29 protein-coding genes are annotated in these 25,205 nt (G+C 38.1%); 5 read left to right on the top strand and 24 right to left on the bottom strand.

The genetic code is table 11. The features are described from left to right. Positions 1-57 precede the first annotated feature (57 nt). The 3 genes from trmA (at position 58) to G0028_RS07400 (ending at position 2,016) form a co-directional block, all read left to right on the top strand. The gene (trmA, locus tag G0028_RS07410; RefSeq protein ID WP_180045356.1) at positions 58-1,140 is read left to right on the top strand and encodes a tRNA (uridine(54)-C5)-methyltransferase TrmA; all 1,083 of its coding nucleotides are present in this window, start codon (positions 58-60) and stop codon (positions 1,138-1,140) included. 243 nt (positions 1,141-1,383) lie between these two features. Then, on the top strand, positions 1,384-1,611 hold the full coding sequence (locus G0028_RS07405) for a hypothetical protein (RefSeq protein ID WP_180045355.1): 228 nt from the start codon (positions 1,384-1,386) through the stop codon (positions 1,609-1,611). 156 nt (positions 1,612-1,767) lie between these two features. After that, a complete protein-coding gene (locus G0028_RS07400; RefSeq protein ID WP_130072538.1) occupies positions 1,768-2,016 on the top strand; it encodes a hypothetical protein in 249 nt (82 codons plus the stop codon). A gap of 91 nt (positions 2,017-2,107) precedes the next feature. Here the strand turns inward: G0028_RS07400 and G0028_RS07395 are convergent, their stop codons facing one another. The 3 genes from G0028_RS07395 to G0028_RS07385 all read right to left on the bottom strand — a co-directional run bounded on the left by G0028_RS07395 (position 2,108) and on the right by G0028_RS07385 (position 6,917). Continuing rightward, entirely contained in the window at positions 2,108-4,273 is a 2,166-nt protein-coding gene (locus G0028_RS07395) for a malate synthase G (protein ID WP_130072541.1), read from the bottom strand. Positions 4,274-4,657: 384 nt separating this feature from the next. After that, complete coding sequence (gene zapE / locus G0028_RS07390; RefSeq protein ID WP_180045354.1) at positions 4,658-5,806, bottom strand: cell division protein ZapE; 1,149 nt, start codon at positions 5,804-5,806, stop codon at positions 4,658-4,660. A 100-nt stretch (positions 5,807-5,906) separates the two neighbouring features. Further along, the gene (locus G0028_RS07385) at positions 5,907-6,917 is read right to left on the bottom strand and encodes an AraC family transcriptional regulator (RefSeq protein WP_130072547.1); all 1,011 of its coding nucleotides are present in this window, start codon (positions 6,915-6,917) and stop codon (positions 5,907-5,909) included. A 152-nt stretch (positions 6,918-7,069) separates the two neighbouring features. Here G0028_RS07385 and G0028_RS07380 point away from each other — a divergent pair, with 152 nt between their 5' ends. Together G0028_RS07380 and G0028_RS07375 are read left to right on the top strand one after the other, a co-directional pair. Next, entirely contained in the window at positions 7,070-8,599 is a 1,530-nt protein-coding gene (locus G0028_RS07380) for a flavin-containing monooxygenase (protein ID WP_180045353.1), read from the top strand. Between the two features lie 44 nt (positions 8,600-8,643). Continuing rightward, positions 8,644-9,552, top strand: a complete 909-nt coding sequence (locus G0028_RS07375; RefSeq protein WP_180045352.1) for a lysine exporter LysO family protein — start codon at positions 8,644-8,646, stop codon at positions 9,550-9,552. 147 nt (positions 9,553-9,699) lie between these two features. On the opposite strand, the gene G0028_RS07370 is transcribed toward G0028_RS07375, so the two are convergent. The 21 genes from G0028_RS07370 to lpxK all read right to left on the bottom strand — a co-directional run bounded on the left by G0028_RS07370 (position 9,700) and on the right by lpxK (position 25,201). Further along, on the bottom strand, positions 9,700-9,882 hold the full coding sequence (locus tag G0028_RS07370; protein ID WP_180045351.1) for a hypothetical protein: 183 nt from the start codon (positions 9,880-9,882) through the stop codon (positions 9,700-9,702). Positions 9,883-9,982: 100 nt separating this feature from the next. Continuing rightward, complete coding sequence (pyrF, locus tag G0028_RS07365; RefSeq protein WP_180045350.1) at positions 9,983-10,663, bottom strand: orotidine-5'-phosphate decarboxylase; 681 nt, start codon at positions 10,661-10,663, stop codon at positions 9,983-9,985. Between the two features lie 160 nt (positions 10,664-10,823). After that, a complete protein-coding gene (locus tag G0028_RS07360) occupies positions 10,824-11,189 on the bottom strand; it encodes a LapA family protein (RefSeq protein WP_180045349.1) in 366 nt (121 codons plus the stop codon). 18 nt (positions 11,190-11,207) lie between these two features. After that, a complete protein-coding gene (locus tag G0028_RS07355; protein WP_130072563.1) occupies positions 11,208-11,513 on the bottom strand; it encodes an integration host factor subunit beta in 306 nt (101 codons plus the stop codon). Positions 11,514-11,674: 161 nt separating this feature from the next. Further along, positions 11,675-13,351 (bottom strand): 30S ribosomal protein S1, encoded by a 1,677-nt coding sequence (gene rpsA, locus G0028_RS07350; RefSeq protein ID WP_130072566.1) that lies wholly within the window; start codon positions 13,349-13,351, stop codon positions 11,675-11,677. Positions 13,352-13,455: 104 nt separating this feature from the next. Then, positions 13,456-14,148, bottom strand: a complete 693-nt coding sequence (gene cmk, locus G0028_RS07345; protein ID WP_180045348.1) for a (d)CMP kinase — start codon at positions 14,146-14,148, stop codon at positions 13,456-13,458. A 13-nt stretch (positions 14,149-14,161) separates the two neighbouring features. Next, entirely contained in the window at positions 14,162-14,596 is a 435-nt protein-coding gene (locus G0028_RS07340; RefSeq protein ID WP_174492892.1) for an SRPBCC family protein, read from the bottom strand. Between the two features lie 56 nt (positions 14,597-14,652). Next, positions 14,653-15,174: a tRNA adenosine(34) deaminase TadA gene (tadA, locus tag G0028_RS07335; protein WP_180045347.1), complete on the bottom strand. Its 522-nt coding sequence runs from the start codon at positions 15,172-15,174 to the stop codon at positions 14,653-14,655. Positions 15,175-15,182: 8 nt separating this feature from the next. Further along, positions 15,183-16,307: an enoyl-CoA hydratase/isomerase family protein gene (locus tag G0028_RS07330; protein WP_130072585.1), complete on the bottom strand. Its 1,125-nt coding sequence runs from the start codon at positions 16,305-16,307 to the stop codon at positions 15,183-15,185. Further along, a complete protein-coding gene (gene ung, locus G0028_RS07325) occupies positions 16,304-17,017 on the bottom strand; it encodes a uracil-DNA glycosylase (protein ID WP_130072588.1) in 714 nt (237 codons plus the stop codon). Before ung ends, G0028_RS07330 begins: the two co-directional genes overlap by 4 nt. 86 nt (positions 17,018-17,103) lie before the next feature. After that, positions 17,104-17,700 (bottom strand): 6-pyruvoyl trahydropterin synthase family protein, encoded by a 597-nt coding sequence (locus G0028_RS07320; RefSeq protein ID WP_130072591.1) that lies wholly within the window; start codon positions 17,698-17,700, stop codon positions 17,104-17,106. A gap of 206 nt (positions 17,701-17,906) precedes the next feature. After that, positions 17,907-18,854 (bottom strand): type II secretion system minor pseudopilin GspK, encoded by a 948-nt coding sequence (gene gspK / locus G0028_RS07315; protein WP_130072594.1) that lies wholly within the window; start codon positions 18,852-18,854, stop codon positions 17,907-17,909. 12 nt (positions 18,855-18,866) lie between these two features. After that, positions 18,867-19,511: a type II secretion system minor pseudopilin GspJ gene (gspJ, locus tag G0028_RS07310; RefSeq protein WP_130072596.1), complete on the bottom strand. Its 645-nt coding sequence runs from the start codon at positions 19,509-19,511 to the stop codon at positions 18,867-18,869. A 14-nt stretch (positions 19,512-19,525) separates the two neighbouring features. Continuing rightward, complete coding sequence (gspI, locus tag G0028_RS07305) at positions 19,526-19,915, bottom strand: type II secretion system minor pseudopilin GspI (RefSeq protein WP_180045385.1); 390 nt, start codon at positions 19,913-19,915, stop codon at positions 19,526-19,528. Positions 19,916-20,024: 109 nt separating this feature from the next. Beyond that, entirely contained in the window at positions 20,025-20,591 is a 567-nt protein-coding gene (locus tag G0028_RS07300; protein ID WP_180045346.1) for a type II secretion system protein, read from the bottom strand. A gap of 3 nt (positions 20,592-20,594) precedes the next feature. Next, a complete protein-coding gene (locus G0028_RS07295; RefSeq protein WP_130072600.1) occupies positions 20,595-21,209 on the bottom strand; it encodes a TetR/AcrR family transcriptional regulator in 615 nt (204 codons plus the stop codon). Between the two features lie 48 nt (positions 21,210-21,257). After that, the gene (locus G0028_RS07290; protein WP_180045345.1) at positions 21,258-22,031 is read right to left on the bottom strand and encodes a TatD family hydrolase; all 774 of its coding nucleotides are present in this window, start codon (positions 22,029-22,031) and stop codon (positions 21,258-21,260) included. Positions 22,032-22,062: 31 nt separating this feature from the next. Beyond that, positions 22,063-22,404 carry a PilZ domain-containing protein gene (locus G0028_RS07285; RefSeq protein ID WP_130073031.1) on the bottom strand — a complete coding sequence of 114 codons (342 nt, stop codon included), beginning with the start codon at positions 22,402-22,404 and terminating at the stop codon, positions 22,063-22,065. Between the two features lie 15 nt (positions 22,405-22,419). Further along, complete coding sequence (locus G0028_RS07280; RefSeq protein WP_180045384.1) at positions 22,420-23,400, bottom strand: DNA polymerase III subunit delta'; 981 nt, start codon at positions 23,398-23,400, stop codon at positions 22,420-22,422. An 18-nt stretch (positions 23,401-23,418) separates the two neighbouring features. Beyond that, a complete protein-coding gene (gene kdsB, locus G0028_RS07275) occupies positions 23,419-24,180 on the bottom strand; it encodes a 3-deoxy-manno-octulosonate cytidylyltransferase (RefSeq protein ID WP_180045344.1) in 762 nt (253 codons plus the stop codon). Position 24,181: 1 nt separating this feature from the next. Next, positions 24,182-25,201, bottom strand: coding sequence for a tetraacyldisaccharide 4'-kinase (lpxK, locus tag G0028_RS07270; RefSeq protein ID WP_130072605.1), 1,020 nt, complete (start codon positions 25,199-25,201; stop codon positions 24,182-24,184). Positions 25,202-25,205 lie beyond the last annotated feature (4 nt).

Here is a 25,205-nt window from a genome sequence, read left to right as displayed (position 1 = left end):
ATTTGACTAAACTTTGTTACCATTCTCACTGCTTTAAACTTGTCTTTTCGAATTTATATGACTTCCACTTATCAGCTTCAGCTCGATGCCAAAATTGAGCGTATTCGCAATCAATTTAGCAAATTCAATCCACCAGAATTAGAAGTTTTTGCTTCTCCTGAACAAAACTTTCGTATGCGTGCAGAATTCCGAATTTGGCATACCGAAGATGATATGTTCTATGCCATGTTTGAACGTGATGCAGATCAGCAAAAAAAGGTGATTCGCATTGATGAATTTCCGATTGCAGACCAAAGCATTAACACGCTAATGCCCATTTTATTGGCTGAATTAAAAAGCAGCGACATCTTGTCTAAACGTTTATTTGAAGTGCATTTCCTTGCAACTTTAAATGGCGAAATGCTTGTGTCTCTAGTGTATCGTGCCCCACTCAATGAAGAATGGGAAGCTTTAGCCAAACAACTGGCAGAAAAACTCAATATTAAAATTATTGGTCGCAGCCGTGGTCAAAAAATTGTCCTCAGCGATGAATTTGTAGTTGAAGAATTGCAATTATTTGAACGTAAATTTAAATATAAGCAAATCGAAAGCAGTTTTACCCAACCCAATGCACATGTTTGCCAAGACATGTTGGAGTGGGCATGTGATGCAGCTCGACAGTCTGAACGTGATTTGCTCGAACTGTATTGTGGTAATGGCAATTTTACCCTTCCCCTTTCTTTACGTTTCCGCCGTGTACTCGCAACAGAACTGGCAAAGTCTTCCGTTTATGCTGCACAGTGGAATATTGAACAAAATCAAATTAATAATATCCAAGTTGCGCGTTTGTCTGCAGAAGAATTTACCCAAGCTTATCAAGGTGAACGTGAATTCCGTCGCTTACAAGAAGCTGAAATCGATATTTCAAGTTATGACTTTGACACTGTTTTTGTCGACCCACCACGTGCAGGGATCGACCTAGACACCTTAAAATTAATACAGGGTTTTGAGCGTATTCTTTATATTTCATGTAACCCTGACACGTTATTTGAAAATTTAGAAATCTTAAGTCAAACCCATAAAATCCAAAAATTCGCCTTATTTGACCAATTTCCATACACACATCATATTGAATCAGGCGTATTGCTAGAAAAAATTTAAACAACTTATTTCAATGGTAACTTAGGCTACACGCATGTAGCCTATTTTATAAACACGAATATTTATATTGCTTATCAATGGCTTAATTTTTTAATGCAAAAAAACCTGTCATCATTCCGTTAAATTTTTACTTTATAATCGTTAAAATTCATGTTTTTTATTCAAGCTCGACCTTCGCATAGCTTGTATTTTATTTTAAACCCACTATATTTCAAGCTATGTTTGGTTGCATTAGAAGGCTCTATGAGTTTTTGGCAAAAGCTGTTTACAAAAGATGCGCAGCAAAATGAGCATAAAAATCAGATTGCTTGCGTGGAAAATGATTGCTCTTGTAAATCCAATGATCAGCTTCTTTTGGCTTTATCTCAAGCGAAAGACGAAGATACGATGCTTGGCATTAAGAAAGTTCTCATCTCGCGAGGCTTTAGTCGTAAAGAGCTAAATGAACTTCAACATCCACCGATTCAATAGTCATGGATGACACAAAAAGGCATTCAAAATGAATGCCTTTTTTAATACCTGTCATTTACAGCTCTTTTTTCATTATGTTAATGTGTTGAATAATTCTTTTGATTTATTACATCATCATTTAAATTTTATATCATTTTACAAAATCGAGCTAAAACAATGAAAAAAATCTATTTTGCCCTAACGATCAGCAGTTTACTTTTGAGCGCCTGTAGCAGCAATAAAATGCCAAAAGAATGTGAAGAATCATGGCAACAGATTGAAAAAATGGCCAAAACCAGTGGTATTCCTGAAGAAGCAATTAATAATCAGAAAAAGGCTTTTGAAGATGAAGTAAATAAAATGGGTAAAGAAGAAGCCACCAAAGTATGCAAAACACAAACCGCAATACTGGGTATGGTTAAATAAATTTCTATATGTTCTTAATCTAAGCGATCAGCATTTTAATACGCTCAAATAAAAAAACCCTGACAAGTCAGGGTTTTTAATCGCTTACAGATTAGTCACCTGTATAGCCTTTCAATTTTAAACGGTAAGCATGAAGCAATGGCTCTGTATAACCAGATGGTTGCTCAGCACCTTTGAACACTAAGTCATAAGCGGCTTGATAAGCAAAGCCATCAAAACTTGGCGCCATTGGTGTGTACAGTGGATCGTTTGCATTTTGCTCATCCACAATCTTCGCCATACGCTTAAATACTTCTTCAACCTGCTCTTTGGTCACAATACCGTGACGTAACCAGTTCGCAACGTGCTGAGAAGAAATACGCAGTGTCGCACGGTCTTCCATCAAACCAACGTTATTGATGTCAAGAACTTTCGAACAACCCACACCTAAGTCAACCCAACGAACAACATAACCCAAGATACCTTGTAAGTTATTTTCAAGTTCTTTGGTTTTCTCTTCTTCAGTCCAGTTGGTATCTGTCGCTAAAGGAGGAGTTAACAAATCATCTAATGGCAACGCTTCTGTTTTCAACAATTCTTGCTGGCGTACAGACACATTACATTGGTGATAATGGATTGCATGAATTACTGCACCCGATGGAGATGGAACCCATGCACAGCTTGCGCCCGCTTCAGGATGTTCAATCTTAGTTTTATACATGTCTAAAAGCATGTCTGGTTTTGGCCACATGCCTTTACCAATTTGTGCTTTACCACGTAAACCCGTTTGCAAACCAATCATCACGTTACGGTTTTCGTACGCTGGGAACCAAATTTGACCTTTCACTTCACCTTTACGAACGAATGGACCTGCTTCCATGAAGGTATGGATTTCATCACCTGTACGATCCATGAAGCCTGTATTAATAAAGATCGTACGATCTTTTGCTTGTGCAATACAGTTCTTCAAGTTTACAGACGTACGACGCTCTTCATCCATAATCCCGATTTTTAAGGTTTTCGCAGGTAAACCTAGTGCTTGTTCAGCACGTTCAAACAATTCAACTGCAAATGCAACTTCTTCAGGACCGTGCATTTTTGGTTTAACGATATACATCGAACCTTTGCGAGAGTTTTTGTTTTCGTTTTGACCTTTGATGTCTGCAAAAGTAAGCAACGGCGTAATCAATGCATCCATGATACCTTCGTAGATTTCAGCACCATCTACTAGGATCGCTGGATTTGTCATTAAGTGACCTACGTTACGAAGTAACATCAATGAACGACCATGAAGCGTTGTTTCACCACCGATCAAGTTTTTATGAGTACGGTCTTTATTCAAAGTACGCGTAATTGTTTTACCATTTTTCTCGATAGACTCTGAAAGTGTACCTTTCATTAAGCCTAACCAGTTACGATAACCTTCAACTTTCTCTTCAGCGTCAACTGCAGCAATTGAGTCTTCTAGGTCTTGAATTGTCGTTACAGCAGCTTCAAGCACTAGGTCTTTTACGCCTGCCGCATCAGTTTTACCAATTGGGCTTGTTGCATCTACTTCAATAATAACGTGTAAGCCATTATTTAAAAGTACAATTTCATTTGGTGCAGCTTCATCACCATTAAAACCCACAAATTGAGATTCTTTCGCTAATGTTGTAGTCGAACCATCTTTAAGTGTTACAGCTAATTTTTTGCCATCAACAGCATATTTAGTTGCATCAGCATGAGAACCATTTGCCAATGGGAAAGTTTCATTTAAGAAATTTTTAGCAAATGCAATAACCTTTTCACCACGAACTGGGTTATAGCCACCTTTACCTTTTTCCGCGCCACCATCTTCTGGAATCACGTCAAAACCGTAAAGTGCGTCATAGAGTGAGCCCCAACGTGCATTCGCAGCGTTTAAGCAGTAACGTGCATTACGCACAGGTACAACCAATTGTGCGCCTGCCAATAATGCAATTTCTTCGTCAACATTTTCTGTCGTGATTTGAAAATCTTCTACTTCTGGTAATAAGTAGCCAATTTCAGTCAAGAAAGCTTTGTAAGCTTCTAGTTCAAATTTATTGTTGCGGTGCCATTCATCAATTTTAGCTTGAATGTCATCACGCTTAGCCAATAATGCTTTATTTTTTGGACTAAGATCGACAACAACTTGCTCGAAATCTTTCCAGTATTTTTCGCTGTCTAGACCTGAGCCTGGTAAAGCTTCATTTTCAATAAAATCGTAGAGTTCTTTAGCAATCGCTAACTTGCCTTTTTGAATACGTGCAGTCATTGTCTTTCCTGATATTGCTACTTTTTATAACAAGAGATTCTTAGTATACCGATTTATACCTTGCTGAATAGTAATATCACATTCCTAAATAGTAAGCATTTTAAATTGAATACATACCGATATCATGCAATTAAATACAGTTCAAGAAGTGAATAACATCAACAATTTGAATACTCTTTCCACAGTGTATAAAGTTTTTAAAATGTCGAAATTAGACTTAAGTGCCGAAAAGGTCATTTATTTGATCATTTTAATGTCAATATACTTTTTTCATCCCCCGATTAAGCCATGAAAAATACACAATGTCGATAAAAGCTTGTGAACAATCTGTTTCATTGAACAAAAAAAAGCACTCTGACGAGTGCTGAATAAGATATAACGTACTTATTCCACTTGTAATTCTTTGCCTTGAATCTGGCGATGTTCAGACTGTAAATATTCATCTGATTGCATTTCTAACAAACGTGAACGAGTACGTTCAATTTCAAATGCTAATTTTTCACCCTCATAAATCTCAATGATCGAATCTGCTGAAGTCAGTAATAATTTCACTCCACGATCATAAAACTCATCGACCAAATAAATAAAACGACGCGTTCCTTCTGACAACAAATCATCCAAATGCGGGACATTGCTGACTAAAACCGTATTATAAATATTGGCAATTTCAATAAAGTCAGATGGACTACGCGGCTTCATACATAATTCACGAAACTCACACCACAATACATCTTCAGTATGCCCTAGCGTTTCAACCTCACGATTATTGATGATGATCGAACTTTTAGACACCGATTGTGACAAGACTAAAGCATTAAAGCGCTCAGCCATCCATGCCGTATTTTCATCATTTAAAGGTGACTTAAACAATTGTGCTTGTTTTAATACACGTAAACGATAGTCTACACCTGCATCGACATTTAAAATCACACAGTTTTTCTTGACCATTTCAATGGTTGGCAGAAAACGATCACGATGAATACCATTTTTATATAAACCATCGGGTGCAATATTTGATGTTGCAATCAGCGTAATACCGCGTGTAAATAGTTTTTGAAATAAATCACTAAGAATCATTGCATCTGTAACGTTTGACACAAAAAATTCATCAAAACAAATCACTACAGCATCTTTATAAATTTGATCTGCGACCAAATCAAGTGGATTACGTTGACCTGAAAGCTTATTTAACTCTTTATGCACATACTGCATAAAGTGATGAAAATGCATACGGGTTTTACGGCGAAATGGAATTGACTCATAGAATTGATCCATCAACCACGTTTTTCCACGCCCTACACCACCCCACATATAGACACCTTTAGGTGAGGTCTGGCGGCGAAAACGACGAAATGCTTTTTTAGAAGCTTTATAACGTTGAATAAGTTCTTGCCAAACACGATCTAGCTCATGCACTGCTTGCGCCTGTGCTTCATCGGGTAAAAATTGCCCAGATGACAAAGCTTGAGCATAACGCTCAGCAGGAGATACGGGTGTAAATGCGGTGCTATGTGCTGATTTTCTGTCTAACATATTACGAATACTTTTAGAGGCTGATGGAAGTATAGCGAAAATTACAAGCTGATAAATAAGACTTTCTCATTAATTTATCTTTGCTATACCGAAAATTGTTTTATTTGCCATATTGGCGTGGGCTTTGCCCAAACCAACGTTTAAATGCATGATTAAATGCCGCAGGTTCAGAATATCCCAATAACTCAGCAATCATCTCAATTGAATATTCTTTATATTCAATCAGACGCAATGCCTTATGCTTAATTAATTGCTCTCGAATCACCTTATAACTCGTATTGAGTTGTTGTAATTGGTGGCGTAATGTTCGTTCTGGCAAATTCAATGCCTGTGCTGTTTCTGCCATTGTCGGCATTACACCTTGTTGTAACTCTAAATAATCCTTTACACGTTGAATCAATACAGGTGTCTCATTTTCAACATCACTTAAACGCTGAATCTCTTCAACACATTTAACCTCATAAATACGATTGGTCATCTGATCCGCAGATGGAATTTTAACATCGAGTACATATTTATCTAACCAAAATGCAGCCGCCTTACCACCAAAGTGTAAGTCCGCACCATAATAATCCTGAAACTGTTTCAAAGTTTCAGCATCTTTAGGTTGAGCAAAAGGTAACTCAATACGTATATCTGGAGTAGGCAAACCCATCATTTTATAAATATCTTGTAAAAACTTATATGTTCCTGAAATTTCACATTGTGCCCGTAACAATCCCATATCAGTCGTGAGATCAATAGGTTGATAGCTTAAAGCAACTTGATATTGGTTTTCTATCAAATTTAAAACGCCATATAAATGTGTTAAACCTTGAAAATGAATACCATTTTTGATTGCATCACCAACCGTCTGACACGTCACCAACAACATGAGCAAAGGACCATAACCCGCTAAAGCATAGTGCTGTCCAATAAATACCCCAGTTTCAGGCTTAACGCCTTGCCCAATGACTTTTTGAATATCCCATTCTAAACTCGGATGAATAATTGAACTGGGCTCAAGGGCATCAGACTGGATACCAATACTCGCAAGACGTGCATCCACATCAATACCTGCATTACGCATGCCCTGAATTAAGTACATCAAACCAAGTATCGATCTTTTCATCTTCATTACAATATTTTTTACTGGCTATTTTTTACTACACTATTACTGATTTGAAAATTGCCGAATTGATCAATTTTTCTGTTGCTATAATCATATTACTGTCTAAAAAATTTCATTAACCTAAACAAAATCAAAAAAACTGGATTTAAAAAATGTGTGCAAAAAACACGATCAATCATCAACAACCAACCCAATCCACACAAATTGCGATCATTGGCGCAGGCTTTGGTGGTTTAGCGATGGCTATTCGTTTACTACAAGCCAATATTCATGATTTTATCATTCTAGAAAAAGCCGATGATGTCGGTGGTACATGGCGTGAAAATCAATATCCGGGAGCTGCTTGTGATGTACAATCACACATGTATTCGCTCTCATTTGCACCGAAGAAAGACTGGTCAAAACGTTATGCTGAAGCGCCTGAGATTTTTGATTATATCCAAGACCTGATAAAAGAATATCAGCTAAAAAAATACATCCAATTTAATCAAGAAGTCATTTCAACACGCTACGATGAACAACAATGTCATTGGCATTTAGTGCTAAAAAATGGACAAAAAATTGAGGCACAATTTGTTATTTTTGCTTCAGGTCCTTTGCATGTCCCACAGATTCCAAAAATTAAAGGCATTGAAAAGTTCAAAGGTGAAGTTTTCCACTCGTCACAATGGAATCACCAATATAATTTAAATGAGAAAAATGTAGCATCGATTGGCACAGGTGGTAGTGCGATCCAATATATTCCCGAAATCGCAGCCAAAGTTAAAAATCTTTATGTGTTGCAACGCACAGCAGCATGGGTAATTCCACGCGATGAACGTGCTTATAATGCTTTAGATCAACACCTATTTAAACGTTTTGAATGGTTTAGAAAGTTACATCGTGCACGTTTATATTGGTCAAATGAATCGCGCGTCGTTCCGATTGTACAACCACAAATCATGAAATATGGGCAAAAATTGGCTGAAGCTTTTATTAAATTTCAAGTAAAAGATAAAGCGGTTGCGAAAAAACTGACTCCAGACTATGTCATGGGCTGTAAACGTATTCTGATTTCTAATAAATATTTCCCAACCTTTAACCGTGACAATGTAGAACTCATCACCGATGCGATTCAAGAAGTGACTGAAAACAGCATCATCACCAAAGATGGTAAAGAACGTCCAATTGATTGCTTAATTTATGGTACAGGTTTTATTACCGACCCGCGTATTTATCTAAAATCATTTGAATGCTATGGTTTAAATGGTATTGAACTCAAAGATGCATGGAAAGATGGTGCAGAAAGCTATTATGGAATTACAACCAAAAATTTCCCTAATTTATTCCAATTGTTAGGACCAAATACCATACTTGGTCATAATTCTGTAATTTTCATGATCGAATCACAAGTGCAATATATTTTACAACTCATTCAATTGGTTAATAAAACTCAAACTCAAGCAATCACCATCAAACCTGAAGTACAAGATTCATTTAATGAACGTGTTCAAGAACAACTCAAAGGCACTGTTTGGCAGTCTGGATGTGTGAGTTGGTATCAACAAGATGGTGGCAAAAACTTCTCACTTTGGCCAACGTATACATGGAAATTCTGGCTACAGACTCGAACAGTTAACGCTAGCGATTATTTATTATTAGGTCAAAAACAAATGTCTAATAAAAGCACACGTGCTGCTTAAAACTTCAGCTATAATGGGCAAATAGTGACTATTTGCCCATTTTTATGCAATCTCTTTGGCTGATCTTCCAACTTTTATTTTGTTTATTTTTAGGTTTTATTCTGGCACGTCGATTACCCGCTTGGCTGGAAACTATCGCCTTTAAAATTCTGCCTTATTTTACTTATATCTTATTGATTGCCATTGCCATTGAGTTCGCACAAACCCTTCATAGCATCGCTGAACCTGCACAAATTGTGAGTGATGCCATTAGCATTGCTTTAGCAACATCGGTAGGGGCATTTCTATGCTGCTATATATTATTTAAAGTGATTGGCTTTCAACCTACACAAGGTAAAGTTTCAGCAGAACTGTTGATGGGTTCATTACTCAATATTAGCTATGCTTTTATCGCCTTAGCTTTAGGCTATGGTTTATCTGAATTATTTGCTTATTTTGACTATCAGCCACAGATCAGCACATGGTATTTACTACTCGTCTTCATGCTGCTGATTGGTTTAGATCTCGCTTACTCTCCATTAGATCGCTCTTGGCTAAACTGGAAAATATTACTTGTACCCATAGGTTGTATTATTGGTTCTATTTTAGGTGCTGTCCTGTGTTCTTTAATGATCAATAGCATCAACTTAAAAGATTTGATCATGTTGTCACAAGGTTATGGTTTTTACTCTATGACAGGAATCGTGGTCACTGAACTCAGAAATGCTCATCTCGGCAGTATTGCCTTAATTAATGATTTATTCCGTGAAATTTTCGCCATTTTATTTATGTATATGATCGGTTGGCGTTATCCACGTTCTGCTATTTCTTCTGCAGGTGCAACCGCAATGGATGTGACTTTACCCATGGTTAAACAAGCCTGTGGCAACGAGTTTATACCGCATGCCATGGTCAGTGGTTTTGTTCTTTCGGTACTCGCACCTATTGCTGTAAGTATTTTGGCAGCTTTATAGTTTTTCAAGCCTATAAGTATAAAAGAAATCGCCAATGATGGTGATTTCTTTTTTTTAACCAAAATTCAGAACTAGATTCAAAAAATGAGAAATATGCAACTTGAACTAGCACCAATAGAAACACACACTAAAGTAAATATCACCCACTCAAAAATTTTTTAATGCATTCAAAAACGCTCTAACCCACTCAACAGCGTCAATACCTGAACCCCATTCATTATTTCCATTTTGAGCATGTTCTTCCTCTTGTATAGCTTCTTCTGAAAGTTGTTGCAGATTGTCGATCACATATTGTGGTGTATCATTCATTGATAAATTTTGATCAGTCATTTTATTTGTCTCATAGATCAATTTACAACTTCATCATAAACAAGAAAGCCTTTCGATTGAAAGGCTTTCTGCAAAATAACTGTATACCAAATCAGAACGATTACAATGTCACCAAAATATCTTTCAACATTTGACTTGGATTCTCAGATTGAGTAATTGGACGACCAATCACCAAATGTGTAGAACCATCTAACATCGCTTGTTTTGGGGTCACAATACGCTTTTGATCATCCGCATTTGAACCTACTGGCCGAATACCTGGTGTAACCAAAGAAAAATCTTGCCCTAATTCTTCACGCAACATTTTCGCTTCTTGTGCAGAACACACAACACCATCTAAACCACTGTCTTTGGTCAATTTTGCTAAACGTTTCACTTGCTCAAAAGGCTCAATATCCAAACCAATATCACGTAAATCTTCACGTCCCATTGAAGTTAATACTGTTACAGCAATCAATTGAGTTTTATAGTTCCCTGCTTGTAAACGCTCAACACAGGTTTCCATCATTTTACGACCACCTGACGCGTGTACATTCACCATCCAAACCCCCATGTCTCCCGCAGCACATACAGCTTGTGCTGTAGTATTTGGAATATCATGAAATTTTAAATCTAGAAATACTTCAAAGTTACGATCATGCAATGCTTTAACAATAGATGAACCTTCATGTGTAAAAAGTTCTTTACCCACTTTTAAACGACAAAGTGATGGATCTAGCTGATCAGCGATTGTTAATGCGTCATATTGGCTTTTGGCGTCTAAGGCAACAATAATACTCAAGAGATTCTTTCCATCACAATAAGGTGCCTTATTATAGAGATAATCCTGATGAGTACAAAGAATTAATACTTTACTTGGTGATTATTCGAATAATTATTAGAATGCAGAAATGATAAAACCCTCAATCTTTCATTATTATCATGATTGAGGGTTGATAAAATTATAATGGCTTAGAATTTTTATCTTCTGGATAAACATCCATCACTGTTTTTTCATGACGCACACTTGCTGCGGCTTCCGCTGCAGCCAATTGAGCGCTTTGGATTTGCTCCTTACGTAAATGATCAATATCTTTACGTAATCTGCGAATTTCCCAATTATTTTGAAATACTCGGAAAATCTGCACACCGATCAACAACCCCAATACAATACCAATGGCTAATGTTAACAACAACAATAAACCCAAACGCATTGCAGGCACTTGAGTAAACCATAAATCCACAGGTAACTCAGTTCCATTGATCAGTACCAGTGCTAGAGAATAAACAAACACTACGACCAAAAGTAAACCTAAAATAAAGCGCATAAACACCCCATTCGAATTTTATTTATTTGCAGATTCGTTTACTGCGTCACGTAATGCTTTACCAGGTTTAAAATGTGGTACTGCTTTCGCTGCAACCTCAACTGATTTGCCTGTTTTTGGGTTACGTCCCACACGTGGCTCACGATGATGTAAAGCAAAACTACCAAAACCACGAATTTCGATACGATCATCTCCTGATAGTGATGCAATCATTTGATCGATCATAATCTTCACTGCTTCTTCCACCAATGGCTCAGCCAAATGTGGATTTTTAAGTGCAATTCTTTCTATTAAGTCAGATTTGTTTAGAGCTTCAGTTGTCATCTACGACCTCAATTCATTTTAATGCTATTTAGCCTTGCTTCAAATAATATCCTTTTTAAATACAAAAAGGTAGCGCAGTGATCGTATACTACGCTACCTTTTACAGTATTTGTATAAAAAGTATTAATTAATTACATTTAATAATACTTTTTTACAGCAACTTAGTGATTCATTTGAGCTTTGATCAAGTCACCAATAGTTTTTGGACCATTGTCTTGAGCAGTTGTAGCTGTTTTCAAGTTCGCAACCGCTTCTTTCTCTTCAGCTTCGTCTTTCGCTTTGATCGACAAGTTGATAGAGCGAGATTTACGGTCAACGTTGATGATTTTCGCTTCAACTTCTTGACCAACTTCTAAGAATTTAGTTGCATCTTCAACGCGATCACGGTTGATTTCAGATGCTTTCAAAGAAGCTTCAACTTCGTCAGCTAACTTAACAGTTGCGCCTTTAGCATCAACTGCAGTTACTGTACCTTTAACCAACGCACCGCGTTCGTTAGCAGCTAAGAAGTCATTGAATGGATCGCTGTTCAATTGTTTAACGCCAAGGCTGATACGGTTACCTTCTGCATCTACAGACAAGATAACTGCTTCAACTGTGTCGCCTTTCTTGTAACGACGAATCGCTTCTTCGCCTTGTTCGTTCCAAGAAATATCAGACAAGTGAACTAAACCGTCGATACCACCGTTTAAGCCAATGAAGATACCAAAGTCAGTGATAGATTTGATCGTACCAGAAACTTTTTCACCTTTCTCATGAGCTTTAGCAAACTCTTCCCATGGGTTAGCACGAGTTTGTTTGATACCAAGAGAAATACGACGACGTTCTTCATCAACTTCAAGAACCATCACATCAACTTCATCACCAATCTGAACAACTTTAGATGGGTGGATGTTTTTGTTTGTGTGGTCCATTTCAGAAACGTGTACTAAACCTTCAACGCCTTCAGCGATTTCAGCGAAACAACCGTAGTCAGTTAAATTAGTTACACGTGCTTTAACGATAGAACCTTTAGGATAACGGTTCATGATCGCTAACCATGGATCTTCACCAAGTTGTTTAAGACCTAGAGAAACACGGTTACGTTCTTTGTCAAATTTAAGTACTTTAACAGTAACTTCTTGACCCACTTCAACAACTTCTGAAGGGTGCTTGATGCGTTTCCAAGCCATATCAGTGATATGAAGAAGACCATCAATACCGCCAAGGTCAACGAAAGCACCGTAGTCAGTAAGATTTTTGATTGTACCAGTAACTGTTTGGCCTTCTTCCAATTGAGAAAGAAGCGCTTCACGGTCAGCTGAAGATTCAGCTTCCATAACAGCACGACGAGATACAACAACGTTGTTACGTTTAGCATCAAGTTTGATGACTTTGAATTCTAACTCTTTACCTTCAAGGTGAGTCGTGTCACGGATTGGACGAGTGTCTACCAAAGAACCTGGTAAGAACGCACGAACAGGACCGATGTCAACAGTGAAACCGCCTTTAACCTTACCAGAGATAACACCAGTAACGATTTCGCCGTCTTCAAAGATTTTTTCAAGTTTAGTCCAAGTTTCAGCACGTTTTGCTTTTTCACGTGATAAAACTGTTTGACCCATACCGTTGTCAAGCGCTTCAACAACAACATCTACTGTATCGCCAACTTGAACTTCAAGTTCACGTTGTTCGTTTAAAAATTCAGCACGAGATACAATGCCTTCAGATTTAAGGCCAGTATCAACAGTTACCCAGTCAGAATCGATACTAACAACGATACCTTGGATGACTGCACCCTTTTCAACGTTGAGGTTTAATTCGCTTTCTTCAAAGAGGGCTGCAAAAGATTCGGTCATGATATACCTAGAAAAGTCAGCGGTCTTGGATCAGACAAGGCCGGTTTAGTTAAGTCTCCACATAGTCCGTATAAACTGATCAAGCTATGCTTTCACTGAATTTGTTATTTCGCTAACTGTGCATCGATAAAATCAGTCATCAATTTGAATACTTCATCGATATTTAATGTAGAACTATCAATAATATATGCATCTTGTGCTGGCTTCAATGGAGCGACTGTACGCTCCATATCACGCTTATCACGTGCCTGTATGTTAGCTAAAATGTCGTTTATTTTAACATCCAAGCCCATCGCCTGCAACTGTTTTAGACGGCGTGTCGCACGTGACTCTGCCGATGCAGTCAAGTAAATTTTTGCTTGTGCTTCTGGAAAAATTGAAGTCGCCATATCTCGACCATCTGCCACCAACCCCGGTGCTTGGGCAAATGCACGTTGACGGGCAAAAAGCGCTGTTCTAAGCACAGGAATTGCTGCGACTTTTGAAGCAAATTCACCAACACGTTCAGTACGAATAGTTTCAGTGACATTTTCATCATCTAAAAACACTTGTGTCGCTGAGTTTTGTTCACTGACAAATTTGATGTCTAAATTTGTTGCAATTTTCTCGCATTGCGTTAACACATCTGCATCATTTAAAGCATCTAGCAGATTATTTTTATGTAATGACAATCCAAGTAAACGATAGATCGCCCCTGAATCTAACAAGTGAAACTGATAATGCGCTGCTAACTTTGCTGCGAGTGTGCCTTTACCTGAACCACTCGGTCCATCAATCGTAATAATTTGAATTGTCATTGAAATTCCAGTTTTAAGCCATCGACTTTGCTAATTTCTTAAAGCCAAGTGTAATCGCTAGTTTGAGCTGTGCAAGTATTAATTTACTAACAAAGGGTGCACGTGCCTGTAATTCGATCGTATAGTCGACTTGTGTTTTATTTGCACCAAGTTCAGTAAATTCAATGATTCCAATATGATGTTTGATCAAAGGATTCTTGATTAATTTATATTCAATACGTTTATTTACGTCCAACAAGGTAATTTGTTCTTGGATCGGTTTAATCGGACCAAGCCCCATACGACGTATAGACCCTAAGCCATCAGGACGTTCAGGATCAGCCGCATCTTTCACGCGTACCACTTGGATTGGAGCAAAAGCAACATTATAAGTCGCATGTTTTGATAACAAATCAAAGACTTGATCAATGGGTGCATTGAACTCTTGTTTTACTTGAATTGAATTCATTTTTATTTCCTTTATAAAGTGACAATACAGATTGTCAAATGCCTAATGATTTTAACTTACTTTATTTGACCTTTTAATGACTTTTCGTATAAACGTTGCTGCTTTTTTTGCTCACGACGCATCTTAAAAAACTCAGACAATTGATTTGAACACTGTTCTTGCAAACATCCACCTTCGAATTGAAAAATATGATTGTAATAACCATTGTCCAAAAGTTGGCGACTGCTCACCAAAGACCCTGCTTTAGGCTCAGTTGCAGCAAATACCACACGTTTCACACGTGCGTGAATTAATGCCCCTACACACATGGTACAAGGCTCTAAGGTCACATATAAAGTCGCGTCATCAGGTAAGCGATAATTTTGAATACTGAAACAAGCATGGCGAATCGCTTGAATCTCAGCATGGGCGGTTGGATCATGAGCAGAAATAGGCATATTGTAGCCTTGCCCAATGATTTGATTTTGACTCACAAGCACTGCACCTACAGGGATTTCACCCTGAGTTGCAGCATATGCAGCCTGCTCGAAAGCCTGCTGCATCCAATATTCATCTTGTATTTTTTGTGTTTCGCTCATTTAAACAATCATGCAATAACATCATAATGACGAAGTAATGCATTCCAGCTTTCGATCGTTGTGATCGGTGGATGACTTGCAAGAATACCTTTGAGCGTCATTGATTCAACTTCTTGCCATTCAGGTGATAAATCCTTATCCACCAAACGTGCACGAACACCTTCCACAAAATCAGGATGACGGATCTTCCAATCAGAAATTTGTGCTTCTAACTCAAACACTTCACTCCATGGATGAACTTGACGCCCCCATTGCCATAACAACCAAGTCAGTGCAGCAGTACTTGGTGACCCCTTTTGCAAGTTCTCGCTGGCTTGACGTAACCAATCACTACGCGCTTCACTCAAACCAATAATCGCATCATAATCTTGTTGGAAGTTCACACCACGACAAACACTATGAATCACATCCAACGAGTTTTGCAAAGGACCAGGCGATACTGGACGGTGTAAACTGTTTAAGGTGTCATCCAATGCGCGAAAATCACCCGCAGGATAATGATCCCAGTCAATATCAATAAGCTTTTGTAATACGACATCACGTTGTGCATCACAAATATGGGTCGCCCAACCAATCCCATAACCACCTGCCGCAGTCATGATCGATCCCGTTAAACCTGTAAACAAACCAACAGGTCCACGATCTGCAAGGAAGCGTGTCGCACCAACATCAGGATATAAACCAATATTGACTTCAGGCATCGCTAAACGTGAGTAAGGGGTAACTAAACGGAAAGGGGCAGCCATAAACAAGCCTAAACCACCGCCCATCACATAACCTTCCCCCCAAACCACGATGGGTTTAGCATAGTCATGTAAAAGTAAGTCAAGTGCATATTCTGTTTTAAAGAATTGATTGGCTACATCAACTTCATTATTAATCACAAGTTGGCGTAATTTTCGTACATCACCACCCGCACAAAATGCTTTAGGTGTAGTTGAATCTAACCAAATTGCTTTAACTTGATCATCTGTATGAAAATCTTCAAATAATTTTAATAAAGCTGCAACAATGGACTCATCCAAGGCATGCAACGATTTTGGACGATTTAATCGAATTACACGCCAACCATTGGCTGCTTCTTCAATAATTAAATCAGGATGATAGAGATTACTTTCGGGAGAATTTGTCATGCGTCCAGCTGCCAGTCTATTGGCTCAATGCCATTTTGTTTCAGATAATTATTTGTTTTGGAAAATACCTTACAACCAAAAAAACCACCACGATTTGCTGCCAAAGGTGAAGGGTGGGCGGCTTTTAATACGAGATGTTTTTCTTGGTCTATACGTTGTCCTTTACGTTGTGCATAAGCACCCCACAAGATAAACACGACATGGGTACACTGCTCATTAATCACATCGATCACAGTATCGGTGAATTCTTCCCAACCTTGTTTTTGGTGTGAAGTCGGTTGCCCTGCTTCGACGGTCAATACACTATTGAGTAAAAGTACACCTTGTTCTGCCCATCGAGTTAAATCGCCATGTTTTGACACCGCAATGCCGAGGTCATTATGCAATTCATGAAAGATATTACGCAAAGATGGAGGTAATGCAACCCCCTTTTGTACTGAAAAACTCAAACCATGCGCTTGATTTGGGCCGTGATAAGGATCTTGCCCCAAGATCACCACTTTAACTTTATGCAAAGGTGTTGTATCCAATGCATTAAAGATTAGGGAGTTTTCAGGATAAATTTGTTTATTTTCAGCAAATTGTGATTTTAAGAATGCACGTAAATGATCCATCTTTGGACCCACTAAAAACTCAGCCAAACCTGCTTTCCAACTTTCATCCAAGCGAACTTGATTTAATTTTGCTTGCTCTTGTTCAGTGAATTGCACTGTGTTCAATCCCTCATTTACTCTTAGCCCTGAAGCCAATCCATTTTCGATCTAAATTTTGATCTCATTTATAATGCTATAAAAAATTACAATTTAACTTGTAAATCTACCGTAGGATTTTGAAATTTCAAACCTTTTTTCAGGTTCTCATACATTTCAGGGTCATGCCATTCTGCTTGAACTTGTTCTGAAAAAACAATGTCCTCTAAACTTAAAATGCCCATTTGTTCATTTTCAATATCTTCAATAAAACTTTGTGCATAGCCTGTATCGGTTTCATGCACAATCACTGAATAGACTTCAACATCGCCTTCGCCATTTTGAGTAATGGTCGATTGAAGAACCTGCTGTGCCAAAAAGAAAAAAATACGGGAAAATTGCTCTGCTGAAGGAGATACAGGTAAAGCCACCCAACGCGCACTAAAAGTTTTGCAAGCTTGAATGTACTCAGCACTATCATCTTGCCAAAAACAAATTGCGTGATCAAAACTATCAAAAATGTCTTTAATCACACCCTTGAGCAACCCAAAGTCATAGACCATTTGACCATGATCAAGCTTCGAAGCTTTAAGCAACAATTCTACTTTATAACTGTGGCCATGAATCGAACGTTTACAACGATCCGAGGTACAGTTACGCACAATATGTGCATTTTCAAATTTAAATAACTTACGAATTAACATGTGTCAAATTTTACAAAAAGAATAGTGAAGAAATTTGATTATAAAGCAAAACACTGACGCTGAGGATTAATTTTAACGTTCATTGCAATAGGTAAAAGGTATAAACAAAAAATCATCAGATTCATCCCCTGCTCTTCGTGATTTTATCAGCATATTTTATTTTACAATCGCATGTGGTGATATTGTCCAACAATTTAGTATTGAATTTAAAATGGTGCCAAACTACGAGCATACACGACCACTGTATTGTTTTTACGCATCAAATAACTACTCATTTGACGATTTCGATTGTTTAATGCCACTTCGATTTCTGCTTTAAAATAACCACTTTTTACATCAAAAACTTTTTCTGCCATGGCTTTGTTTGCAGGGTCTATACTTTTAAATGCATCAACACCCAATAGATCTTGCACACTATTAAAGTTTTCCATTTTTTCGAGCTTTTGTTTTTGTAAGCTTGCGACACTTGCAACATCGAGTTTGGGATCTAATGCAGCCAAAACTAAGGCAGGTGCAGTATTGATGTTAATTTTACTCGTCACATCAGGTAATGCAGACACATATTGTTGGATTAAGTCGTATTTCGTGCCTTCAAAGCCTCGTACAAGTTTCAATTCTTCCACACTAAAAAATGGACGATTTGCCGCAGAATATGAGGGTTGTAAGCCGTTGTAATAATTACTTTCTGCACCCATCGCCCCCATAGGAAGATCATCTTGATCTTGCCAATCGATCACCGCTTGGCTAATTTCCGCAGCTAAGCCTACACGGACTAAAATACGCTCAAAATAGACTTTATTTTCCTCATTCACTTTTCCATCTGTTGTAAATAAGCTATTTAAATTAAATTTTCCAGACTCATCTTTGAGTGTGCCTGTGATAAAACCACCTTCAATAGGAAAGGCAGGCATTGGCTTTGCCCAATTTTCTTGCAAATTATCCGTATTTGGACTGTTTTGTGCATCTTGAATCAATAATTCGGAAAAAAAATCTTCAGCACTTTTGGCATAATTCAATGCTTGATTTTGACGCATCAATACTGCGGTATTTTCATTAGCAGCATATTGGCGTTTAGCAATACTTGCAGCAAGAATAGTTGCTAAAGCCACCATGACCAAAATGGTAATTAATGCGATTCCTTTTTGCTGCTTCATATTTTTCTCAAATCATGATCCATTATTGACAGGTGTACTCGCACTCGTTTGCTCACGCAAAAACTCAGTATCCAATAAACTAAAAATCCACTCATATTCAACATCACGGATCATCACTTTAATTTTAATGCCTCGTGGTAATTGACGCTCATTAAAGGCATTTTCATCAGGCCACCGCTCACCTTCGTTCGGGTTTAGCGTACTGACCTGATATTGATCGACATCGTTGAGCAGTACACTCGATAAAGGCTGTGCAGCAGCAGATAAATTCAAATTGCTATATTTCAAACGATATAATTTTTTATCTTGTGCGCTATAAACATATTCAACGCGCTCAAAACTGGCAAGTCCCTGCTTCAAAGGATCAGTCATCCCTGTTTTACTAAAACTCAATTTCTGCTGATCGAGTTGCAATGCAGGCAATATTTGTTGTCCCATACTCGCTGTTACAGGAATAATTTGCAAGGTATCGCGTTGCATTTGCTGATATGCTTCTTGTAGTTGTCCCAAATTTTGCTCATGCATCGCATTTCGTTCTTTGACTTTATTTAGATAATCAAAAATTTTCCAACCCAACGCCGCCAAAACAGCAAAGATTGCAATGGCAACCATCAGTTCAATCAATGTAAATCCTTGTGTTTTTGTTTGATTAGACATGAAATACACTCAAACTAGGATTGAACATTTTTTTGTGGATTGTTAAAAAACACAGCATTGGTAATACCTGCTTCCACTTTATGAGTTTCAGGATTATATAAACTAATTTGGATCTCTATTTTTTGAATGTTTGGACTGATCGTGCTTTCAGCTTTTTTATCGACTTGCCAGGTTTCACCTTGCGACGTAATTTGTTCAGACTGGGTTCCTGTCAATTTCGCTTGATTAATTTCCATCAACGCGACTTGATTTTGTGCCACAAATTGCGCTTTTGTTCTTAAAATCGCATTTGCTGTAGACTGAGTATATTGCATTGCTACTTTGGTCAGCGCCATGGCAGCCACCACAAAAATTGCCAATGCCACCACAACCTCAATGAGGGTAAACCCTAAAATACGATTCAAGTGCACACGGCTTGATGGTGTCGGACGTCCAAAAATAATATTAAATGAAAAAGCATCAGTAAAACCATATTGTGCCTGAGTACGAGATAAGGAATCACACTTCATTTTTTTATTCTTCATCTGTGACTTTTCCCAAATAATCCAAATCAATCAAAGCACCAATTGGCTTTTGATCATAATACATTTGAATTTTGACAGGTTTCGCCTCACCATTACCAAACCAAATGACTTTAGGGGCATTATTTCCCAACAAATCAGCATTATTGGCATTTACAAAACGATGTTCTTGGCTTTGTACAACAAATGACACGCGTTCAGGCAAGCTACGCAAATCAAAATTTTGTACATCTTTCCATGGTTTTCCTTCGATCACTCTTAAACTTTTATCAGCACTTTCAGTAAAAGGCTGATATTGCACAAGCTTATAGCGAAATGGTGCAACATCCGTAGCTGGTAAAATATCAAGCGCATAGATCTGTGCTTGATCATTGGCATCACGGTTTATTTTCTTTAAATCCAGCAATAAAAATTCACGTGCTTGCAAGGCTTTACGATGATCCACACCATCAATATTGAGCATGATCAAAGATGCCATAATGCTTACAATCACAATGACCACCATCAACTCAATCAAGGTAAACCCTTTTTGTAGAATAAATGATGATGGCTTATTCATGACTTAGCCAAACTCGCCAACAGATTGGGCATGTTTTGGCATCAATAAAGCTTGATCAATCAACGCCACACGCAAAGTGTCTCTTGAACCCAAATAACGTTGGTAAAAACTCGAGTTAAGAATTGCAGCACCACCATGGGTGATTGACCAAATTGAAGCCAAATAATCACGCCCTGACATTTGACTGTCAATGTCTGCCAAATATTGATCAGTCATACGAATGATAATGCGCAATCGTTGCTTACGCACTTGGTAAAGCTCATGAAATAAATCATGAATCCCTTGTCCTGTCGTCGATAAACGTTCTTCAATTTGATGAAATAACACAGTACGTTCAGGATGATGCAAATGATGCAACATAAAAAAAGCCAAATGCTCAGGAAATTCCTTTTCTGTATCTTTGACCATTTCCAACAACATGCGCTCATTACGAATAATCAGCAACATGTACAATTCATCTTTACTCTGAAAATGTTTATAGAGCGTCCCTTTTGCGAGATCTAGTTCGGCTGCCAAAGCATCAAGCGTCATGCCTGACTCACCATTTTCTAGCAATAACTGTTCAGCCACCTGAAAAATTAATGCTTCTCTTGCTCTAAACTGAGCCTGACGATCCATCTTCACTCGATAAACTCTCTTCTTAATCTTATATCTATGGCATTAAATTTAATTTTGTCTGAGTAAATTTTCAAAATTTTGTGATGTGATTAATCCAATTTCCTCAAGTGTTTTATCATATACATCACTTAAGGCTTTGGCTACATAGGGAACGTATTTTGGCTCATTGCTTTTACCCCGATATGGCATCGGCGCAAGATATGGACTGTCCGTTTCAATTAAAACTCGATCGAGTGGCACTTGCTTCGCAACATCGCGGAGGTCTTGTGCATTTTTAAATGACACAATGCCAGAAAATGAAATGTAATAACCACAATCCAAAACAGCTTTGGCAGTTTCCCAATCTTCAGTAAAACAATGCAAAATACCATGTGTAGATTTTTCAGCACGAATAATATCTACAGTGTCATGTTTTGCAGAACGGGTATGTACCACCACGGGTTTTTTGATCAGATGTGAAGCATGAATATGGCGGGCAAAACATTCTTTTTGTTCTGCAATAAACGCTGTACTATGAAAATAATCTAAACCAGTTTCACCCAATGCCCAAACATTGTCAGGCTGTGCCAACTCAACTAACTTTTCAACAGTTGCACGTTGCATTGTGGCAATATCTTCACATGGGTGAACACCCACACTATATCCCACATCAGCATGACGTGCAGCAATGGCAGATAGCGCAATATGATCATCCAAATCTACAGAGATTGCCATAAATTTGCACACACCACCATCACGTGCTTGTTGTAATGCTGCATCCAAATCCCCCGCATAAGGCGCAAGATCTAATAAAGTTAAATGGCAATGGGTATCAACAAACACGATTTTTTCCTAAATTTCTAACGATGGCGACTTACATGGTAAAGCTATTACGTTCAGAGGCTTTTACCCCCGCCAATAATTTTTCAGCTTCATTTTTGTAATATACGCCTTTTTCACCACTGAGTTGGATCGCAAAACCTTGTGGCTTTTTGCCAGATTGTTTTTGCGAAATCCAAATGACTTTTCCTGTTAATGGAATCTTTTGTGATTGTTCAGGTAAAGTCGCCAACAAGAAAACTTCTTCACCCATTTTCACAGCTTGATTAGAAGGCACAAATAAACCACCGCCTTGCACAAAAGACATATAACTTGCTTGTAAAGTTGCACGATCTGCAATAACAACTTGTAATAAACCGCCCATACGTGGTTGCATCATTATTTCCCCAAATTATGAAACATTCATTAATTGTATAGAAAGTTGATCAATAATTAGATTGGTTTGCACATTTTGATCAACTTTTCTTTTTGATTGCTGCAAACCTTCATAGATTGAAAATAATACCTCTAAAACATACTGCTCTGCGAGTGTATTTAAAGTCAAATCGGTGTTTTTTATCTGTTGTTGTAATTTTACCGCGATCATATCCGCCAATAAATACTCAAACATTTCAATAAAATCTTGAAAATTGAGTTCTTTATTCCATTTGGTCGCAAATTGCATAGGCATACTTTTTTGCGTGACTAATTTTTGCCAATCTTGCACAAATTCAGCACGACGATTTAACCATTCTTTTTGGGCTAACTGCATGGCTTGTAATGGCATTTGATTCGACAAATTCATTAACAATTGAATTTGTTGTGTAGATGCCGTCGTTAAATGTTGTTGTAAATAATGCTGTGCTTGCTCAGGTGCAATACGATCTAAAGCAAAATGCTGTAAACGACTGCGAATGGTCGCAGGTAATTTTAGATAATGCGCTGCCAATAAAATAATCAGCACCTTTTCGCCGGGTTCTTCTAATGTTTTTAGCAATGCATTACTTGATGCGATATTCAATGCTTCCGCAGGCTCAATCACGATTACCCGCCAACCATCTACCGTTTGCTGCACAAAAGGCAAAAGCTCACGAATTTTTTCGATTTTAATTTTGGCATTTTGCTTTTTATTGTCTTCATCCGTACTGATATGCACATAATTCGGATGTGTATCTGACTTGAGCCACAAACAACTACTACATTCACCACATGCTGCATCAGGTAGTTTATTTAAACATAACACCCACGACAAAAAATGCTGCGCAAATGCATATTTGCCACAGCCTTTTTTACCGTAAAACAACAAACCATGTCCAAGTTGTGGAAAACGCCCAGTTAACGTTTTCCATACTTGTTCTTGCCAAGGATAAACTTGATCATTGGAAGGATTCATACTCATTTTTGCAGCCAATTATTCAAAATTTGACACATCCATGGCATTTAAACGATCCAAATCTGCTTGTGTATCCACACCCGGTGGTAAATTCACTTGCGCAACATCGATGGCAATGCGATGACCATTCTCCAAAATACGCAACTGTTCTAGGCTTTCTAGCTGTTCTAATGTTCCCATATCCCAAGTCACATAATCTTGTAATAAACGCACACGATAAGCGTATAACCCTAAGTGACGATAAGCATGACGATGCAAATTTTTCACCTCTTGCTTTGCACCTTCACGGTCATAAGGAATCGGTGAACGACTGAAATATAAAGCTTCATTCAATTGACTCATCACCACTTTGACAATACTGTCACGCTCGAATTCTTCAAGTTGATGAATCGGTTCACACAACGTTGACATTGAACAATCTGGTTTTGCCACCAATAAATCAGCAACTTGATGTACCAATGCCGCAGGTAATAAAGGTTCATCACCTTGCACATTCACAATAATATCATCCGCTGCCCAACCTTTTAGGCGAGCAACTTCACTGAGACGGTCTGTACCTGACGGATGATTTGGATTAGTCATCACCACATCTACACCTTCCGCACGACATACCTCAGCAATACGTTCATCATCCGTTGCTACACATAAGTCATCAAAATCCAAAACTTTTTTTGCTTGATCTACCACACGTAAAATCATTGGGCGACCATGAATCAACAGCAATGGTTTAGCCGGTAGTCGAGAGCTCGAATAACGTGCAGGAATAACGATATGTTTCATTTTATTCACCTTGTGAAAGTGCAATACCTAGTTCAGCCAGTTGCTGATTTAAGACGTGATAACATTCATCTGAAAGCACAGCTTCCACAGGAATCACCCAAATTTCACGCTGAAAATGCGGGTGTTGTTTTAACAGCGGCAATAATTTTACGGCATCTTTTTCAGTCGTAATAATCGGGTTGCTATCTTCAAACTGTAAGTCTTGAATTTCATAATCATAATGGTCTGGAAATTCATGACATTGAAAATGCTGTACGCCCATACTTTCCAAGGTGTGATAGAAGCGCTGTGGAAAACCAATTCCAACCACAGCATAATAATCCAAACTGGTATCAAAAATCTCAGCTTGGTCATAGCTTGGATTGAGTAAATAGGGTGCCGCAACTTCTAAATGCATATTTAATGCAGACTGCGGTTGATGTGCATGTTCAATCACCGTACTCTGCCGTAAACGAGATACTGGCTCTCGCAAATAACCTTCAGGTAAGAGTTTTTCATTCCCTAACCCACGATTATTATCCAAAACAATCCACTCAATTTGACGGTCTAATGCCCAATGTTGTAAACCATCATCACTAATGATCAGATCAAGTTCATGCTGTTTTAATAACAATTCAACACTGGCTTTGCGATTTGAACCCACCACCATCGGCACATCAGTGGATTGCACAATCAAACATGGCTCATCCCCCACTGTTTCAGGCACAGAATCCAAAGTCACTTGCGCAGGAAAAGGACCATTCCCACCATAGCCACGGCTAATCACACCAACACGAACACCACTTTCTTGCAAATATTTAACCAAATGAATAAGCAATGGTGTTTTACCACTCCCGCCCACAGTAATATTTCCAATAATCATCACAGGCACAGGCGCACGATAACGCTGTTTAATACCAGATAGATAAAGCTGACGGTTGACCACAAAACCCAAACGATATAGCCATGACAATGGGCGCAAAACAATCAACCATTTTGCTTGTCGGTTCCAAGCATTTTGAATGATTTGCGCTATAGACATAAGG

It is taken from the genome of Acinetobacter piscicola (genome assembly GCF_015218165.1).
Classification (GTDB): domain Bacteria; phylum Pseudomonadota; class Gammaproteobacteria; order Pseudomonadales; family Moraxellaceae; genus Acinetobacter; species Acinetobacter piscicola_A.
Note: the sequence above shows the minus strand (reverse complement) of the source record. Positions and strands in the feature narration are given on the sequence as shown.

Coding starts and splice junctions, on each gene's coding strand:
- G0028_RS07285 (WP_130073031.1), bottom strand. CDS start 22,404: ATGCAACCACGTATGGGCGGTTTATTACAAGTTGTTATTGCAGATCGT.
- G0028_RS07395 (WP_130072541.1), bottom strand. CDS start 4,273: ATGACTGCACGTATTCAAAAAGGCAAGTTAGCGATTGCTAAAGAACTC.
- rpsA (WP_130072566.1), bottom strand. CDS start 13,351: ATGACCGAATCTTTTGCAGCCCTCTTTGAAGAAAGCGAATTAAACCTC.
- zapE (WP_180045354.1), bottom strand. CDS start 5,806: ATGTTAGACAGAAAATCAGCACATAGCACCGCATTTACACCCGTATCT.
- lpxK (WP_130072605.1), bottom strand. CDS start 25,201: ATGTCTATAGCGCAAATCATTCAAAATGCTTGGAACCGACAAGCAAAA.
- G0028_RS07330 (WP_130072585.1), bottom strand. CDS start 16,307: ATGACAAATTCTCCCGAAAGTAATCTCTATCATCCTGATTTAATTATT.
- G0028_RS07380 (WP_180045353.1), top strand. CDS start 7,070: ATGTGTGCAAAAAACACGATCAATCATCAACAACCAACCCAATCCACA.
- G0028_RS07360 (WP_180045349.1), bottom strand. CDS start 11,189: ATGCGCTTTATTTTAGGTTTACTTTTGGTCGTAGTGTTTGTTTATTCT.
- G0028_RS07400 (WP_130072538.1), top strand. CDS start 1,768: ATGAAAAAAATCTATTTTGCCCTAACGATCAGCAGTTTACTTTTGAGC.
- cmk (WP_180045348.1), bottom strand. CDS start 14,148: ATGACAATTCAAATTATTACGATTGATGGACCGAGTGGTTCAGGTAAA.
- G0028_RS07405 (WP_180045355.1), top strand. CDS start 1,384: ATGAGTTTTTGGCAAAAGCTGTTTACAAAAGATGCGCAGCAAAATGAG.
- G0028_RS07280 (WP_180045384.1), bottom strand. CDS start 23,400: ATGAATCCTTCCAATGATCAAGTTTATCCTTGGCAAGAACAAGTATGG.
- G0028_RS07385 (WP_130072547.1), bottom strand. CDS start 6,917: ATGAAAAGATCGATACTTGGTTTGATGTACTTAATTCAGGGCATGCGT.
- G0028_RS07300 (WP_180045346.1), bottom strand. CDS start 20,591: ATGAATAAGCCATCATCATTTATTCTACAAAAAGGGTTTACCTTGATT.
- G0028_RS07295 (WP_130072600.1), bottom strand. CDS start 21,209: ATGGATCGTCAGGCTCAGTTTAGAGCAAGAGAAGCATTAATTTTTCAG.
- trmA (WP_180045356.1), top strand. CDS start 58: ATGACTTCCACTTATCAGCTTCAGCTCGATGCCAAAATTGAGCGTATT.
- G0028_RS07375 (WP_180045352.1), top strand. CDS start 8,644: ATGCAATCTCTTTGGCTGATCTTCCAACTTTTATTTTGTTTATTTTTA.
- kdsB (WP_180045344.1), bottom strand. CDS start 24,180: ATGAAACATATCGTTATTCCTGCACGTTATTCGAGCTCTCGACTACCG.
- gspJ (WP_130072596.1), bottom strand. CDS start 19,511: ATGTCTAATCAAACAAAAACACAAGGATTTACATTGATTGAACTGATG.
- tadA (WP_180045347.1), bottom strand. CDS start 15,174: ATGAGCGAAACACAAAAAATACAAGATGAATATTGGATGCAGCAGGCT.
- gspK (WP_130072594.1), bottom strand. CDS start 18,854: ATGAAGCAGCAAAAAGGAATCGCATTAATTACCATTTTGGTCATGGTG.
- G0028_RS07320 (WP_130072591.1), bottom strand. CDS start 17,700: ATGTTAATTCGTAAGTTATTTAAATTTGAAAATGCACATATTGTGCGT.
- G0028_RS07340 (WP_174492892.1), bottom strand. CDS start 14,596: ATGAATTCAATTCAAGTAAAACAAGAGTTCAATGCACCCATTGATCAA.
- G0028_RS07355 (WP_130072563.1), bottom strand. CDS start 11,513: ATGACAACTGAAGCTCTAAACAAATCTGACTTAATAGAAAGAATTGCA.
- G0028_RS07370 (WP_180045351.1), bottom strand. CDS start 9,882: ATGACTGATCAAAATTTATCAATGAATGATACACCACAATATGTGATC.